This is a genomic window from Alkalibacterium putridalgicola (assembly GCF_040959045.1).
Taxonomy (GTDB): Bacteria; Bacillota; Bacilli; order Lactobacillales; family Carnobacteriaceae_A; genus Alkalibacterium; species Alkalibacterium putridalgicola.
In genome coordinates this window covers 2,337,311-2,352,230 of record NZ_CP162615.1, presented here as the reverse complement: position 1 = coordinate 2,352,230, position 14,920 = coordinate 2,337,311, and the positions used below count along the sequence as shown (strand labels likewise).

18 protein-coding genes are annotated in these 14,920 nt (G+C 41.6%); 9 read left to right on the top strand and 9 right to left on the bottom strand.

What is annotated here, in order from left to right:
• Positions 1-1,068: 1,068 nt before the first annotated feature.
• The gene (locus AB4027_RS11150; protein WP_368645397.1) at positions 1,069-1,467 is read left to right on the top strand and encodes a hypothetical protein; all 399 of its coding nucleotides are present in this window, start codon (positions 1,069-1,071) and stop codon (positions 1,465-1,467) included.
• Between the two features lie 109 nt (positions 1,468-1,576).
• Positions 1,577-2,809, top strand: a complete 1,233-nt coding sequence (gene glyA / locus AB4027_RS11145; RefSeq protein WP_368645396.1) for a serine hydroxymethyltransferase — start codon at positions 1,577-1,579, stop codon at positions 2,807-2,809.
• 154 nt (positions 2,810-2,963) lie between these two features.
• On the opposite strand, the gene AB4027_RS11140 is transcribed toward glyA, so the two are convergent.
• From AB4027_RS11140 to AB4027_RS11110, 7 genes are all read right to left on the bottom strand, one after another.
• Positions 2,964-3,635, bottom strand: coding sequence for a haloacid dehalogenase type II (locus AB4027_RS11140; RefSeq protein WP_368645395.1), 672 nt, complete (start codon positions 3,633-3,635; stop codon positions 2,964-2,966).
• A 54-nt stretch (positions 3,636-3,689) separates the two neighbouring features.
• Positions 3,690-5,051: an FAD-binding oxidoreductase gene (locus AB4027_RS11135; RefSeq protein ID WP_368645394.1), complete on the bottom strand. Its 1,362-nt coding sequence runs from the start codon at positions 5,049-5,051 to the stop codon at positions 3,690-3,692.
• 210 nt (positions 5,052-5,261) lie between these two features.
• Positions 5,262-6,104: an SDR family NAD(P)-dependent oxidoreductase gene (locus AB4027_RS11130; protein ID WP_368645393.1), complete on the bottom strand. Its 843-nt coding sequence runs from the start codon at positions 6,102-6,104 to the stop codon at positions 5,262-5,264.
• 30 nt (positions 6,105-6,134) lie between these two features.
• Complete coding sequence (locus AB4027_RS11125) at positions 6,135-6,569, bottom strand: hypothetical protein (RefSeq protein WP_368645392.1); 435 nt, start codon at positions 6,567-6,569, stop codon at positions 6,135-6,137.
• 1 nt (position 6,570) lies between these two features.
• Positions 6,571-6,771 (bottom strand): helix-turn-helix transcriptional regulator, encoded by a 201-nt coding sequence (locus tag AB4027_RS11120; RefSeq protein WP_368645391.1) that lies wholly within the window; start codon positions 6,769-6,771, stop codon positions 6,571-6,573.
• Positions 6,772-6,992: 221 nt separating this feature from the next.
• Positions 6,993-7,400: a type II toxin-antitoxin system death-on-curing family toxin gene (locus AB4027_RS11115; protein WP_368645390.1), complete on the bottom strand. Its 408-nt coding sequence runs from the start codon at positions 7,398-7,400 to the stop codon at positions 6,993-6,995.
• Entirely contained in the window at positions 7,397-7,639 is a 243-nt protein-coding gene (locus AB4027_RS11110; protein ID WP_368645389.1) for an AbrB/MazE/SpoVT family DNA-binding domain-containing protein, read from the bottom strand. The genes AB4027_RS11115 and AB4027_RS11110 overlap by 4 nt, the downstream gene beginning before the upstream one ends.
• 169 nt (positions 7,640-7,808) lie before the next feature.
• Here AB4027_RS11110 and AB4027_RS11105 point away from each other — a divergent pair, with 169 nt between their 5' ends.
• Both AB4027_RS11105 and AB4027_RS11100 read left to right on the top strand, forming a co-directional pair.
• Complete coding sequence (locus AB4027_RS11105; RefSeq protein WP_368645388.1) at positions 7,809-8,336, top strand: dihydrofolate reductase family protein; 528 nt, start codon at positions 7,809-7,811, stop codon at positions 8,334-8,336.
• A gap of 142 nt (positions 8,337-8,478) precedes the next feature.
• Positions 8,479-8,778 carry a bacteriocin immunity protein gene (locus AB4027_RS11100; RefSeq protein ID WP_368645387.1) on the top strand — a complete coding sequence of 100 codons (300 nt, stop codon included), beginning with the start codon at positions 8,479-8,481 and terminating at the stop codon, positions 8,776-8,778.
• A gap of 249 nt (positions 8,779-9,027) precedes the next feature.
• Here AB4027_RS11100 and AB4027_RS11095 read toward each other — a convergent pair whose 3' ends face one another.
• Together AB4027_RS11095 and truA are read right to left on the bottom strand one after the other, a co-directional pair.
• Positions 9,028-9,462, bottom strand: coding sequence for a hypothetical protein (locus AB4027_RS11095; protein ID WP_368645386.1), 435 nt, complete (start codon positions 9,460-9,462; stop codon positions 9,028-9,030).
• Between the two features lie 313 nt (positions 9,463-9,775).
• On the bottom strand, positions 9,776-10,516 hold the full coding sequence (gene truA / locus AB4027_RS11090) for a tRNA pseudouridine(38-40) synthase TruA (RefSeq protein ID WP_368645385.1): 741 nt from the start codon (positions 10,514-10,516) through the stop codon (positions 9,776-9,778).
• A gap of 212 nt (positions 10,517-10,728) precedes the next feature.
• Between truA and AB4027_RS11085 the strand changes: the two genes are divergently transcribed.
• The 5 genes from AB4027_RS11085 to AB4027_RS11065 all read left to right on the top strand — a co-directional run bounded on the left by AB4027_RS11085 (position 10,729) and on the right by AB4027_RS11065 (position 14,863).
• Positions 10,729-11,169 carry a GNAT family N-acetyltransferase gene (locus AB4027_RS11085; RefSeq protein ID WP_368645384.1) on the top strand — a complete coding sequence of 147 codons (441 nt, stop codon included), beginning with the start codon at positions 10,729-10,731 and terminating at the stop codon, positions 11,167-11,169.
• Positions 11,170-11,232: 63 nt separating this feature from the next.
• The gene (locus tag AB4027_RS11080) at positions 11,233-11,430 is read left to right on the top strand and encodes a hypothetical protein (RefSeq protein WP_368645383.1); all 198 of its coding nucleotides are present in this window, start codon (positions 11,233-11,235) and stop codon (positions 11,428-11,430) included.
• Positions 11,431-11,824: 394 nt separating this feature from the next.
• Positions 11,825-12,718 (top strand): glycine betaine ABC transporter substrate-binding protein, encoded by an 894-nt coding sequence (locus tag AB4027_RS11075; protein WP_368645382.1) that lies wholly within the window; start codon positions 11,825-11,827, stop codon positions 12,716-12,718.
• Positions 12,719-12,955: 237 nt separating this feature from the next.
• Complete coding sequence (locus AB4027_RS11070; RefSeq protein WP_368645381.1) at positions 12,956-13,687, top strand: glycerophosphodiester phosphodiesterase; 732 nt, start codon at positions 12,956-12,958, stop codon at positions 13,685-13,687.
• 189 nt (positions 13,688-13,876) lie between these two features.
• Positions 13,877-14,863, top strand: a complete 987-nt coding sequence (locus tag AB4027_RS11065; RefSeq protein ID WP_368645380.1) for a DNA/RNA non-specific endonuclease — start codon at positions 13,877-13,879, stop codon at positions 14,861-14,863.
• Positions 14,864-14,920: the final 57 nt, after the last annotated feature.

The window sequence follows — 14,920 nt, the reverse complement described above, 5'->3', positions numbered from 1 at the left end:
TCAGACAGATCAAATAAAAGACTTGGATATACAGAAGTCTTGAATCCAGTGCCGAATCGTATAGCTATCTCATTTCAGTCTGAAAAAGTCATGACAAATAAGACCGGTCGATGATCTTATTCAGCTTCTTTTCGACTTATAAAAATGAGATTAGTTACGCATTGGCCCAGATAACACTCCAGTCCTGATTGATTAAGAGTAGAATAACGCAGCAAACGTTGGTTGTCAAGGGTTGTGGTAATTGTGGTGTGTTCTACTTGATTGTCTAAATCAGCATAGTCAATTATTTACTCATTCGAATTATATATGAAAATTGATTAAAAATAGTAAGAATGTATAATAACTATATTAATGATATAGATGGACTAGATAAAGTAAGCCAATAAGCGGTTTTCGTGGTAAACTTGAATCAGTTTAATATCTCCAGTAGCTATTCAAATAGGAGAACCGTAATTTTTTAAAATAATCAAGGAATTGACATTAAAATTACTGGTACTAGGGGGAAGACACATGTTTATGAATCAGCCATTTTACGCTATTTTATTAGGAATGATTTATATAGGGATCGTATATTTATTCGTCAGAAAAGAAAAAAAGGTTATCACATATAGTCTCACTATTTTATCTAGTCTTCTCCAGCTCTCCTTTCTCTATCTCTGGCTGGAAAAAGCAACGTTTTTAATGAGAAGTTCGAATCTAGGTTTTGAGGTTTATAATAGTTATCTGAGATTTATCCATATGTCCTATTTCATACTTATGATACCTCTTGTGCTCATATGTGTGTGGTTTGGTATTAAAAAGATTATATCGCTAGACTTCTTTTCATGGTTCAAAATATTATTTAGTTTAGCTTATATCGGTGCATTACTGGGAATATCGATCATTGGAGAATTTGTTTTTGTACTTTTATATTATGGATTTGCGCCTTAACAGTACGCAGATAAAAGAGAATTTACCATATAGCTAGAAACATCTCTCTGTTATGATTTGTCATATTCACTTATACTTATTACTAAATAACGTTCCAAGAAGATTACTAAGTGAAAATGTGTGGAGGATTCTAAATAAATGAAAAAATTTCTTGCTTATACAGCTATAGCCATCGGGTCACTAGCTGTGCTTGTTATCATCGGTTTCTTTGTTGTCTCGCTGTTTCAGGCACGACTGGAAACGTCCAATGAACGTCTGGAGTCCCGGGAAGAAGAACGCTCTTCTCTTGAAGATAGATGGCTGGATGCCCATGAAAACGATGAAAGTGTCACGCTGGTCATTGAAGATGTGAGTATCGACCAAAGCAGCGGGACTTTGGAATGGTCAGACTCGCAGGGAGAAGGTGGCATTGTTTATTTTTCGATCGCTTCCGATGATTCGATCACTTTTTCAGAAGCGGAAAGCACGTTTCCAGAGAATATGCCCAGTTACCCGCGGTACTTCCGGGAAGCCATTATAGAAGAGATGAATAAGTAGAGCCGATCACCTGAAAAATTTAAAGGATGGGTCAGCTTTTTTTAAATGACTTTACAGGAAGCTGTGTTATACTCAATTAAATCGATAAATATGAAGGAGTGGATGGATAGTGACTGAAAGATATCTGGATAAAGAAGTATTTGATGCTATCGAGTTAGAAAAGCAGCGTCAGGAAGAAAATATCGAACTAATCGCTTCAGAGAATTTCGTTTCTCAGGCAGTGATGGATGCACAGGGAAGTGTATTGACGAATAAGTATGCGGAAGGCTACCCAGGCAAACGTTACTATGGCGGATGTGAATTCGTCGATATCGTGGAGAATCTGGCGATCAATCGTGTGAAAGAACTGTTCGGAGCTGACTATGCCAATGTCCAGCCGCACTCCGGTTCCCAGGCCAATGCAGCAGTGTTCCAGACTTTTTTAAAGCCCGGTGATACATACATGGGGATGGCTCTGAGCCATGGGGGTCACTTGACGCACGGCTCTCCGGTAAACTTCAGCGGCAAGCTTTATAATGTTGTCCCTTATGAAGTGGACAAAGAAACAGAGACGATCGACTTCGATCAGGTCAGAGAACTTGCCATCAAGCACAAACCTAAAATGATCATTGCCGGCTACAGTGCCTATCCAAGAATGATCGACTTCAAAAAGTTCCGTGAAATCGCCGATGAAGTAGGGGCGATCTTAATGGTCGACATGGCCCATATTGCCGGACTGATCGCGGCAGGCGTGCATCCGTCACCCATCTCTTATGCCGACGTCGTCACGAGTACCACACATAAAACGCTTCGCGGGCCAAGAGGCGGTCTGATTTTAGCGAAGGAAGAATACGCCAAACAGCTGAACAGCGCCATCTTCCCGGGCACACAAGGCGGTCCGCTCGAACATGTCATCGCCGCAAAGGCCGTAGCATTCGGAGAAGCGCTTCAGCCTGAATTTAAAGACTATGCCAAACAGATCGTCAAGAATGCCAGGGCAATGGCCGAGGTATTTGCAGGGTCAGCCGGCCGCCTGATCAGTGGCGGGACGGATAATCACCTGCTGCTGATGGAAGTCACGGATTTTGGACTGAACGGCAAAGAGGCCGAAACGCTGCTGGATAAAGTCGGGATCACGGTGAACAAGAATTCGATCCCGTTTGAGACCCTGAGTCCATTTAAAACTAGCGGGATACGAGTCGGCACACCGGCGATCACGACGCGCGGATTTAAAGAAGACGAGTGCAGACGCGTTGCCGAACTGATCATCGATACCTTGAAAGCTAAAGATAACGAAGATAAACTGGCTGAAATCAAAGAGTCCGTTCGTGAGTTGACTAAACGTTTCCCGTTATATAAGTAAGTGTTGCGGGAAAATACAAATACATCTAAAAAGGCCAGCTTCGATATACCGGAGCTGGCCTTTTTATTGAAGTTTTATCTTAATGGTGTTAAGTGTCTGTCAACTTAACAGTTTTTCTCGATTGCATTTAAGGAGTATCTGGAGCATCCGTCTATCACGACTTAAAACGAATAATGTCTTCAGCCAGATCCACCAGATTTCCGCCGGCCAGGTCTGGTTCCAAGTAATAAGGGTTGTATAAATCTTTTTTGCGTTTGATATAAGCGGTAGTGAGCCCCGCTTTTTTGGCACCGTATAGATCCCAGTCGTGGGTGGCGACCATGACCGTCTCATCGGCTTTTATTTTTTCTTCGTTAAGCACATACTGATAAATCGCTTCAAAAGGCTTGTATCTCTTTACGGAATCGACAGAATAATACACATCAAACAGATCCTTGAGGCCGGAATTAGTCAACTGTTTCTCCAACATTTCATAAGAAGAATTCGTTACTGCAATCACTTTTATATCGTGTTCCTTCAGCAATTCAAGAGCTTCCGTCACATCATCATAGGCAGGAAGTTTTCTAAACGACCCTAAAATATCTGTTTTGATTTCATCGGTCAGTTCTTTGTCATCTTCTAAAAAGATGCTTTCTAATGCTGCTTCTGCAAGTTTTCCGAAATCAGTGTAGTCATCCATACCGCCGATGACCGTAGACGAATGAAGGAGTTTAGCAAACCAGTACTTAACGACATGTTTATCTTCAAAATGTTCAGCGAACTTTTCTTTTAATAAGCTTAAATCCAAAACTGTCTCGTTCATATCGAATAATACAGCGTTGACCATCTCTTCAGCTCCTCGTGTATTCTTATTTCTGATTTCTACTTATAGAATCATTTGCTAAAAAACCTTCCCGGGATTCAAGCGGTTATCCGGATCAAAGACACGTTTGATCTGGCGCATGTAGTCCAGATTGATGTCTTTGGTCATGGTATCCATGTAGTCTTTCTTGACGATACCGATGCCGTGTTCAGCTGAAGGCAGTCCACCCAGTTCGTCCACTTTCTGATAGAGATCTTTAAGCAGAGCGGCGCGTCGTTTTGTCCACTGGTCTTCGGTCAGGTCATCTTTCATGAGCAGGGTATGCACGTTGCCGTCACCGGCGTGCCCGAAATTCAGGACGTTCAAGCCGTGTTTGTCCTGCATGGCTTTCGTTGCCTCGATAAGCTCGGCGAACTTATTGATCGGCACGACTTCATCTAAGAGTTCAAATTCGGTAAATTTAGTCAGACCAAGCAGGATGTTGTCGCGCAAAGCCCAGTTTTTCTTCGCTTCGTCTGCTGTCAGAACGTGACTTTCCAAAGTCAGTGCACGTGTCACGGCTTCGGCCAGCTCGATGCGGTGATCGAGTTCGGCCTGGTCGTTTCCGTCCAGACTGATCATGAGATAAGCTTCACCGACTTGCGATTTCAACGGATACCCTAAGTTCTGTTCGGCGTAGTACAAGGCTGAACGTTCAAAAAGTTCCACACCTGACGGGTCTGCACCGCTTTTCAGAATTTCCAGGGTCGCCTCCGTTGCCTGCTGGGCAGTTTCGAAGGCTTGTAGGATCGTGACATTGGCTTTAGGAAGAGGAATCAGTTTCAGACGGATGTTTGTCGTGATCCCAAGTGTGCCTTCCGAGCCGATGAACAGATCCTTTAAATCATACCCGGAGCTGCTCTTGATATTCAAACTGCCTAGAGTCATGTCTTCACCATTCGGCAATACGACGGTCATCTCACGGATATAATCCCGGGTCGTGCCGTATTTTACTGCCCTTAAACCGCCGGCATTGGTTGCGACGTTCCCGCCAATAGTCGAGTGCTTGGAGGCAGGGTCAGGCGGATAAAAGTAGCCTTTTTTCTCAACATAGTCATGGATATCACCTACCAGTACACCAGGTTCCACGGTTAGAGTCAGTGTTTCTTCGTCGAGCTCAATGATTTTATCCATCAAGTGGACATCGATGATCAGTTCGTTTCCCTGAATCGGGACTTGAGCTCCAGCCACACCGGTCCCGGCACCGCGCGCAATGATCACCAGATCTTTTTCGATGGCAAACTGAACGAGTGCTTTGATTTCATCATGTGCTTTAGGCAAGGCGACGGCGTACACCGGTTTGATATTCTTTACATACGTATCATGGTAATAAAGGTCTGGCACAGTATCACCGACAAAAAGACGGGATGTGTCATTAATAATTTCTTTTAATTGTAGCATGTGATTCCTCCTGATATTAGAAAGCGTTTTATTCCTAATCCTATCTTAGCCTAATCACGTGCAGGATGTCTAATGGATAAGGCCATTCCGGCAATAAAGGTACAAATGACCACGAAGTGAAACTTTTTTGAAGTATGAAAAACACCCGACTGTCTTCTAATTCAGGCGGGTGTCGTTTAAAATATGATTGATAGGTTGCATATAAACAGATTATAAAGCCTCTAGGTCCAATTCTTCCAAAGTGGCATCGATGAACTCCCGACGCATTTTGAAGTCGCTGCCGTATTGTTTGACCGCGGCGATTTCGCCTTCATCGGAATAGAAACCGGCATATTTTTCAGGCTGCTGTACGGCTGAGACGATGGACTGTGCGCCTTCTTCCAGCGTTTTGAAGAAGGGATCCAGCAGCATAAACACAAAGGTACCGACACTTTGACTCACGTTGTTTTTGCCGATATTTGTAGAGACCATCCCCGGGTGGACCGCCGTTGTTTTGAGACCTTTGCGGGAATACTGTTCGTGCAGTTCCTGGGCCAGATAAAGGGTCCCCAGTTTTGAACGCCCGTATCCAGTGACAGGAGTATAGCGCTTCGGTTTAAAGAATGGTCGTTTCATCGGCGCAAACTTGTAGGCCCCGGAAGAGACGACAACCACTTGTTTACGTTCGCTGTTCATGACCAGCGGAAGCAATTCGTGTGTGAGTAGGAAAGGACCGAGATAATTGGTTGCCATCATCAGTTCGTATCCGTCAACGCTCTTTTCTTTTGACGTTGAGACCATGCCGGCGTTATTGACCAGACAGTCGATGTGATCGAATCTGTTTTTAATCGTTTCTGCCGCTTGTCTGACGGAAGCCAAGACACTCAAGTCGCATTCGATGAGATCTATGTGCAAATCTGGGTTCAGTTCGAGTAACTCTTCTTTCAAAACTGCCCCTTTTTCCAGATTACGGGCAAGCAACAGCATTCTGTCAAAGTCATTAACAAGGGCTTTGACAGCCCCGCGACCGATGCCAGACGTCGGACCAGTGATCGCTAGAATTGATTCAGTCATTTCTATTCCTCCTTGAATAATCAGTTAAAGTTAATCACTATCGTTTTCATTTCTTTTTTTATCTACTAACTGTCTCGTGAAATAAGCAACTGGTAAAGACGTCCAAATCAGACCATTTACAAGCTTAATAATGTTTGATGTGAGCAACCCATCAATTATGAGTGGTGAATATGGAGAAATAGAGAGATAAAAGTTAGCTATACCAATAAATAAGAAAATAACGGCATACATATTTGAATTTTGTTTTTTGGTAAAATAAGCGCCTTTATAAACATTCATCACTATGGAATAACCTGCAGCTAGAAAAATAAATAACATGAACTCAAGAGATTTCGTTTCAGCCCATTGGATGTCGTAAAAAAGTTCGAGGTTAAAATTTATAATTGATAAAGCGACTATAATAAAAAACGAATGATAACCATATTTATAACGCATAAGTTTCTGATATTCATCGAAGTTGTCCATTTTAATTTTCCTCCCAGAATAAGTCGTTGAGTGTCACGTTTAATGCTTTGCATATCCGTATGCATAAATTGATGGTTGGATTGTAATCGCCCCGTTCAATGGCACTGATCGTTTGCCGGGTGACATCTACTGCGTCTGCCAGATCTTGTTGGGACATATCCAGTCTTGCCCTGGCTGTCTTTAATCGCAAGTTTTTAGCCATTGTTTGCTCCTTTTAAGTAATCTATATTGTTCATTGTGTAAAGTATATCTTACATAGTAGGTGGTGTAAAGGATTATTCATTTATTAATTAATTTATCTTGAAGGACTGTGAGACATTAAATGGAAAGGTGGATAGTTTGAGGCGAAACAAAAAACAGATCATGTGAACCGTCCTGGTCTGCATGATCTGTATTATAATGTCTATGAAAGACATCATTCGGTTATTCGTTAATTGTAGTCGAATTATTTTTAATAACATCAACAATCTGTTCTTTTAATTCGTCAAATGGCTTGTCCCAAGTTGCCACCATCAGACACGTTTTGACAGCTTCATCAGTCGGTAGAGCAAGTTTCATCCCATTAATACGCAAAAAGTAAACGAGCGTCATGAAGGCTGTTCGTTTATTTGCATTATGGAAACAATGCTTTTTAACGAGATTGATGAACAGGATAGCTGCTTTTTCTTCTAAAGTTGGATAGACTTCTTCGCCGAAAGCAGTCTGATGTATGGACTGAAGGCACATGTTCAGAGCAGTGGGTTTTTTGACACCAATAAGTTCTTGTGGAGAATCCTTTTTTATCAAATAAACGTTAAAGAAAATGACTTGTTTCTCTGAGAGTGTAATCATTTGTCCACCAGTGATTTAAACGTTTCTTTATGTTCTTCATAAATAGAATCTACCATATTAATAAAGTCTTCGTTTACCACGTCCGGATCCTGTTTAACGAGTTCAGCACGCTTTTGATCGCTCGTAATTGAGACTGTATCTCCTTCTTTTAAATCAAGTGCTTCCATCACAGCGGGTGGAATAGTCAGTACATAACTGTTTCCGCTCTTTCGAATTTTTCGTACTTGTTTAGTAGTCATTACAATACCTCCTCTGTATATACATCTAATCTTGTAAATACATTATAGCATAATAAGACTTGGTTTGCTTCTTTTATGAAAGTTTATTCGGTACTTCATTATACGATAATATGCTATTGTATGGGTAAATACGGATACCAGAAAAACGGAAGGCAAGGTGACTTTAGAAATGGCAGAAAGAAAAGTAGTCTTATTCATTGCATCGAGTCTGGATGGTTATATTGCAGATGAAAATGAATCACTGGAATGGTTATTCAGTGTAGAGGGAGAAGGTGATAACGGGTATGCTGACTTTTATGAAACTGTAGATACAGTAGTGATGGGAAACAGGACTTACAAGTGGCTCTTAGATCAAAATCTCGAAGAGTTCCCTTACGAAAACAAGGCCTGTTATGTGTTTTCCAGGACTACAAAAGAAAATAATAAAAACGTAGAATTTATCGATCAAGACATTAAATCATTTGTTGAAGAGTTAAAAGAAAAACGAGGCAGGAATATCTGGCTCGTGGGCGGAGGCGATCTGCTGCGTTCATTTCTAGAAAATCAGTTAATTGATGAGATGATTGTGACCGTGGCACCCAGGATGCTGGGCAAAGGGACTCCGCTGTTCAAACAAAGTGATTACACATACGAGCTCTTACTGAAAAGTGTTCAAACATTCAATCAGTTCGTGGAACTGCATTATACAATCCTGTAATGTTTTGATGTTTTTTTATATAGAATAGTGTCAACGTCAGCTGTCTCTCTCTTTTTTACCAGAATTATTGTATGGTATAGTTTAATCAGGAATCAAAAGACTAAGCTTCTTTAAAATAAATATAGAAAGGGTAGCGACCATAATGACTAACAGAGAACAAATAGAAAAACTTATCGATGCAATGAGTGCCGCCTATTCTGATCCAGAAGTAAAAAAAGATAGTCATATGCACCAGTTATTGTTTGATTCTGCGAAACAATTAACTAACGGAAACGATCATCGTGTTATTTGTGTTCGCCTCAGCAAAGAAATTGGACGTTTTTCGTTGAGAAATAACTTGAAAGCTCCTCAATCTTTGAACGATTTATATGAACTGGTAAGAAAAGAGCATATGTCTTATAGAGGAACGATCGCTGCTACAACGTTATGGTGGCGGCGGTAACAGACAAGGCACATCCTCCTATTGGGTGGAACTAAACGGTAATGCCCTGCTCAGTCCTATAGGTTCGATTCCTGTATGCCCCATCGGTAATAGAGAGGCCAAACTACATAATGATCTAAGAATTTGATTTTTTCAAGTAAGCAGCTTTTCATCACTTTCGCTAGTAAACCACTAAACAACTAGATTGATAACGCATTTTATAACTCATAAATTATTCCGTGTAAAATATAGCAGCGGATCTTTTTGTATTTATTCACACTGATCTTTTTTCAATGGGCGAGTGAAAATAACATATAGCATCATATTTATTGCCCAGACGATTATAAGCACTCCAGAATGTGTGTCACCAGTAAGATAGAGTATTAAAGTTTGTATCAAAAATATTCCTATAAAGATGGGAGCCCACTTTATCTGTTTTTTTCTTACTTCACCCCAATCAAACTGATTTTCTATATTCCATAGTTTGCGTATTTTATAATCTCTGTTGATACTCAACATAGTACCCAAGCTTTTTTTTGCTGCGCGGTATTGGATTCCGCAAATAAGAATAGTCAAAAGTAGTATAGCCATTAACCCACTATAGCGATCTAGTTCAAAAAGATTAAACACGTCAGCTATAAAAGATAAAATAAGCAGGGCTGCAAGCAATAAATAAAATTTATTCTTAAATGTTAGATTAAACATAATCTCTCCCTTCAAAAAACTCGTGGCAAAGTAATTTTTCAAAATCATTCAAGTTAAATCACCACTTCAAATTTCTTATCCAAACTAATAGGTAATAGAATGAGGGTTTTTCTGTAGGAACAAATACATATCTGCTAATCAAACTAATTAAATTTCTGAAAACACCGATCATATCTGTCAGTTGGTGTTGAGAACCCCCCAAAACATTTACGCACTTTTTAAATGATTTTTTCTGTTCTATTATCTGCATTTTTTAAATAAAATTGTCCTTCGTCCGTTTCTCCAATGACATTTAAAACATGAGCGGGAATGCCTAGTCGTAATACACTTCATCCAAGAACAAGCCTTGCGAAGGGACTGCCATGCCGGCGTCGCTTCTTACACCGGTCTCAAATACTTCATCGATCGCATCCAACTCCAGAGTACCGGTACCGATTTCCAGAAGTGTCCCTGTCAGGATCCGGACCATTTTGTACAGAAAGCCTTCGCCGATAAAGGTAAAATGCACCATATCGCCTTCTTTTTCGATCGTGATTTTATCCAGTTTACGAACGGTCGATTTTTTTGACTTTTTAAGTGCTGAGAATCCAAGAAAGTCGTGGCGTCCAGTCAGTTTTCCTGCAGCCTTTCCCATCTTTTTCATATCCAGCTGTTCAGGGTAATGGAAGCTGTAGTTGCGCTCAAAGGCAGAAGGGATGGTCTGGTTCCAGACATAATAGCTGTACTGTTTCCCGCTGGCATGATAGCGCGAATGGAACCGTTCAGGCACTTCTTCCAGTTTTTTGACGATGATATCTTGAGGAAGGTTTTTGATCAGCACGTCCTGCATGGCCGAAAGATCCATATCGGACTCGGTCTTGAAGTTGGCAACTTGACCTTTAGCGTGGGTCCCGGCGTCTGTGCGGCCTGAACCGACGATCTCAACTTCTGTGCCGGTCAGCTGTGACAGCACGTTTTCGATTTTTCCCTGTATCGTCTTGTCTGTATCTCCAAGGCGCTGCCAGCCATGATAGCGGCCGCCGTCATATTCGATCGTCATTTTAATGTTTCGCATAGTATCCCTCTTTATCTTTATAGTTTATTCTTCGGTTTAAACTGAATCCATGTAATCTAACTTTCTTATCTTCTCATAGAAAAGCTAAAAAACCTAACGGATCCACTGTTCTTAACCATTATACCTTTTATAAGCCAAAGTCGCATACCTCTATGCTATACTGGACCTAAATCTTTTTAAATCAGAACGCTTAATAGAAATGAGGAGCTTAAATGAAAACACATGTCGGAAGCGAGAACTGGAACCGGGCGGCGGCTTTGTATGTACGTATGCAGGTATTCGTTTTAGAACGTGAGATATCACTAAAGGAAGAATTTGATACAGAAGACACAGACGGGACCGTTTATGTGGTTCTTTATGATGACGACAAACCTGTGGCCACCGGTCGTTATAAGGAGATCGATTCAGATACGATCAGACCAGGACGTATCGGAGTTTTGAAAGAGTACCGTAAGCAGGGATTAGGAGAACGTGTCGTTAAAGAACTGGAAAAACTCGGGCAAGAGAACGGCTGTACGACATCCGTCATACATGGTGAATTGACAGCGGCTGAGTTCTATGAAAAACTGGGATATTCACGCGTTTCGGATGTTTATTATGAAGACGGGGCCCCGTGCGTGACCATGAAGAAAAAGCTGAGCAATGAAAAATAAACCGAGATATTTACTCATACGATTCAAAGCAAACTGAATAAGCAGAACAGAGGGAGTGAACAAATGTCTAAAAGAGATTCTAATTTAATAGGACTGAAGGTAGGGATAACGGTATTCATTATTCTGATGCTGCCTCAAGCAGATACAGTGTGGTGGATGATACTCCTGATCGGGACGATTCAAGGCGTCGGTATTTTCACTATCCTCGACAAAGTTCTCGAACGGTTTCATACGGATGAATACAATGAGAAACAGAAATAGGGTTACTTAGCTGATATGAGTTTATTGAAGGCTCGAAGATACCAGAATAAACCAAATAATTAGAAGAGGAGATGATGAGCCAAGACTTATCATCTCCTTTTTAGAAAGTATCGTTAAATTTAAGCCGTCTATGTCTATCATTTAAATCAATCAGGAATGAATACCACTCAAAATGATTTGAACTCTTCTAAATTGATATATTCATAACTGAAATGTGATTTCCGATATTAAGACCATCATATTTTTGACGATCAAGCAAAGAATTTGAACGATATGTCTATCTATGTTATTATCATGCTTGTGCGTGTCTAAAAGGTATGTTTTTTCAAAAAGAAAAAATAAAAACGATCAAGTCGTTTACTTTTAAACAGGCTAAATAAATAGGAGGCAAAGAATGAAGAAATCAAAATATCGTAGACTGTTAACCGTGTTACCTGCAGCATTTTTACTGTTAGGCTGTGAAGCTGGAGAGTCTGAAGAAGAACCAGCTGACGTCGGAGAAGCGATGGATCATACCATCGTTGGGATCGAAGCCGGCTCCGGCACGACTGAAATGGCAGAAGACATGCTGAACGACTACGATAATTTAGAAGGCTGGGAGCTTCAAACAAGTTCCACAGCGGGGATGGTCACGGCACTTGAACAGGCCATTGAAAATGAAGAGCCGATCGTAGTGACTGGATGGACACCCCATTGGATTTTTGAGGAGTTTGATCTGAAGATATTAGATGATCCGAAGAACTCACTTGGAGAAGAAGAATTTATCCACACCATCGTCCGTCAAGGATTGGAAGAAGACATGCCTGGTGCCTATACTGTAATGGAGAATTTCAGCTGGGAAGTTGAAGACATGCAGGAAGTTATGTTTGCTGCGCAGGATATTCCTTTTGAAGAAGCTGCTACAAACTGGGTAGAAGATAATAGAGATATGGTGGATGAATGGACGGCAGGAGCCGAACCCGTAGACGGTCAAGAATTTAGATTAGTCTCTACACCATGGGACTCCGAACGTGCTTCCTCTCATGTGATGCAGATCGTATTAGAAGAACTGGGTTACACCGTAGATATCACGAGTGTGGATCCTGTTGTCATGTTTCAGGCGATCGCTCACGATGAAGGAGATGCCAGTTTAGCTCCATGGCTGCCAATGACTTTTGGCGCTTATTATGATGAATATGAAGATCAGATCGTTGATTTAGGGCCGAATATGTCAGGAGCAATGAATGGACTGGTTGTCCCAGCCTATATGGATATAGATTCGGTAGAAGATCTGCCGGCAAAAGACTAACTAAAAAATGAATTTTGAATTTAAACTAATCTTGATGACTTATCCTGCGACGGCTGACCGTTGCAGGGAGTCGTCGGGATTTTTCGTTTATCCAGGCTTTTGTATAGGGTTAGTTATGTATAAATATACTAAAAGGGATAATGATAGCACGTCCAAAGGTTTCACGGTAGAATGAAAAGAAATGAAATCTTTTTGTATCTTTGATATAGTTCAGGAAAGCGGAGAGGCGGGAATGACATGAGAAGTTTGAATATCGCACATAGAGGATTCAGTGGTCAGTATACAGAAAACACCATGACAGCCTTCGAAAAAGCTTATGAAGCAGGCGCTGACGGGATAGAACTGGATGTCCGTCTGACGAAGGACGGGGAAGTCGTCATCTTCCATGACGCTAAAATAGACAGGATGACGGAAGGAAAGGGTGCAGTCAGCGATTATACACTGGAAGAACTGCAGTCTCATCCGATCATCACTCACCCCCTGCAGAAAGCGATCAAACAGGCAGTGATACCGACGCTTTCAGAGTACCTGAAATGGGCAAAAGACAAACCGCTCGTGACGAATATCGAACTGAAAAGTATCAAGAAAAATTACCGCCTGGAGCTCCGAGTAGCGGAAGCCATTCAGGTATATAAAATGGAAGAGCAGGTCATTATTTCATCGTTTCTTGAAAACAGTCTGATCCGTATGAAAATACTGGCGCCTCGTGCAAAAACCGGACTGCTCCTTTCAAAATATAATGAGTCGACCATTCAAATGGCCAGGGAACTCAAATTTAACTACGTGCATTTAAAAGCAATCAATCTGACTGAAGAAATTATCGAGTCAGCTCACGCTCACGGTCTGGGTATCAACACCTGGACAGTCAATGAACTGAAGGATCTGGAAAAAGCTAACGGTTTAGGACTGAACGGGATCATAACGGACTACCCGGATCGGCTGCGTACGATTCAGTATAACAGTAAGTAAAACGAAGGTTTGAACATTGAATTTTTTATAGAGAGCAAAGCATCGATCCTGAAAGCGGGAGAGATGCTTTTTTAATGCTGTAATATACGAAAACTCTTTTAATAAGTAAGGAAAACCTGTTATGATAGATAGGATGAATAATTATTTAAAAAAAGTATATAGATGAATGAGAGATAAGGAAGTGTTGATTTGTTACATAAGCAATATGTACTTGGTATGATGAGTGCCGCCGTACTTCTGGCCGCGTGTGAACCGGTGGATGAAGCCGTGGAACGGGAAGAGATAGCTACAGAAGAGGCAGCGACAAGCGAAGCTGCAGATCTGCCAGAAGAAGAGAATAAGGATACTACCGCTTCTGAAGAAATAGCCAGTAACGAAACAGATAAAACTACTGATAATTCTGATGATACAGAAGAAGTTGCTGCCGACGTATCGGAGGATAAAGTGGCAGAAGAGGATGCGACATATGAAGTGTCGGCGAATGCTGATGATCTAGAGGCATCTGGAACGGAATCAGCAGATAACGAGACTGAACCGGAGACAGAGGAAGCAGAATCTGACTTAGTCTATGATATCGAAGCCTTGGACTTGCCCAGTCCGGAAGACCTGCCGCTGGACGAGGTTTATATCGAAATAAATGATAATGTCCCACTGTTCACGAATGAAGAACTGGAAGTCAGCGAACCGTTTCATTCATATGAAGCAAGAGATGAATTAGGCCGTGTCGGTGTAGCGGATGCTCTTTTGGACGTTGAGCTAATGCCGGCAGAAGAACGCGGATCCATCAGTCACGTCGATCCGACAGGGTGGAACCAGGGGAATTATGATGTTGTTTCAGGCAACTGGCTCTATAACCGCAGCCATCTTATCGGCCACCAGATGACTGGGTACGACGGAAAAAACAACCTGATGACCGGGACCCGTCAGTTCAACGTCGAAGGCATGCTGCCGTTTGAGAACTTTGTGGCCAGTGTCGTTGAAGACACCGAAATGCAGGTCCGTTACCGTGTCACTCCGCTGTTTGAAGATGACAATATGCTTGCTCACGGCATCGTCATGGAAGGCTTCTCAGTTGATGATAACGGCGAAACATTGACCTTTAACGTCTTCGTCCCGAATCAGCAGGATGGTATCGAGCTGGACTATGAAACCGGCGACCATGCGCGAGTTGAATAAAGTAATATAAAAAAAGCAAGAGGCTGGGGAAAATCCCGACCTCTTGCTTTTTTAAGT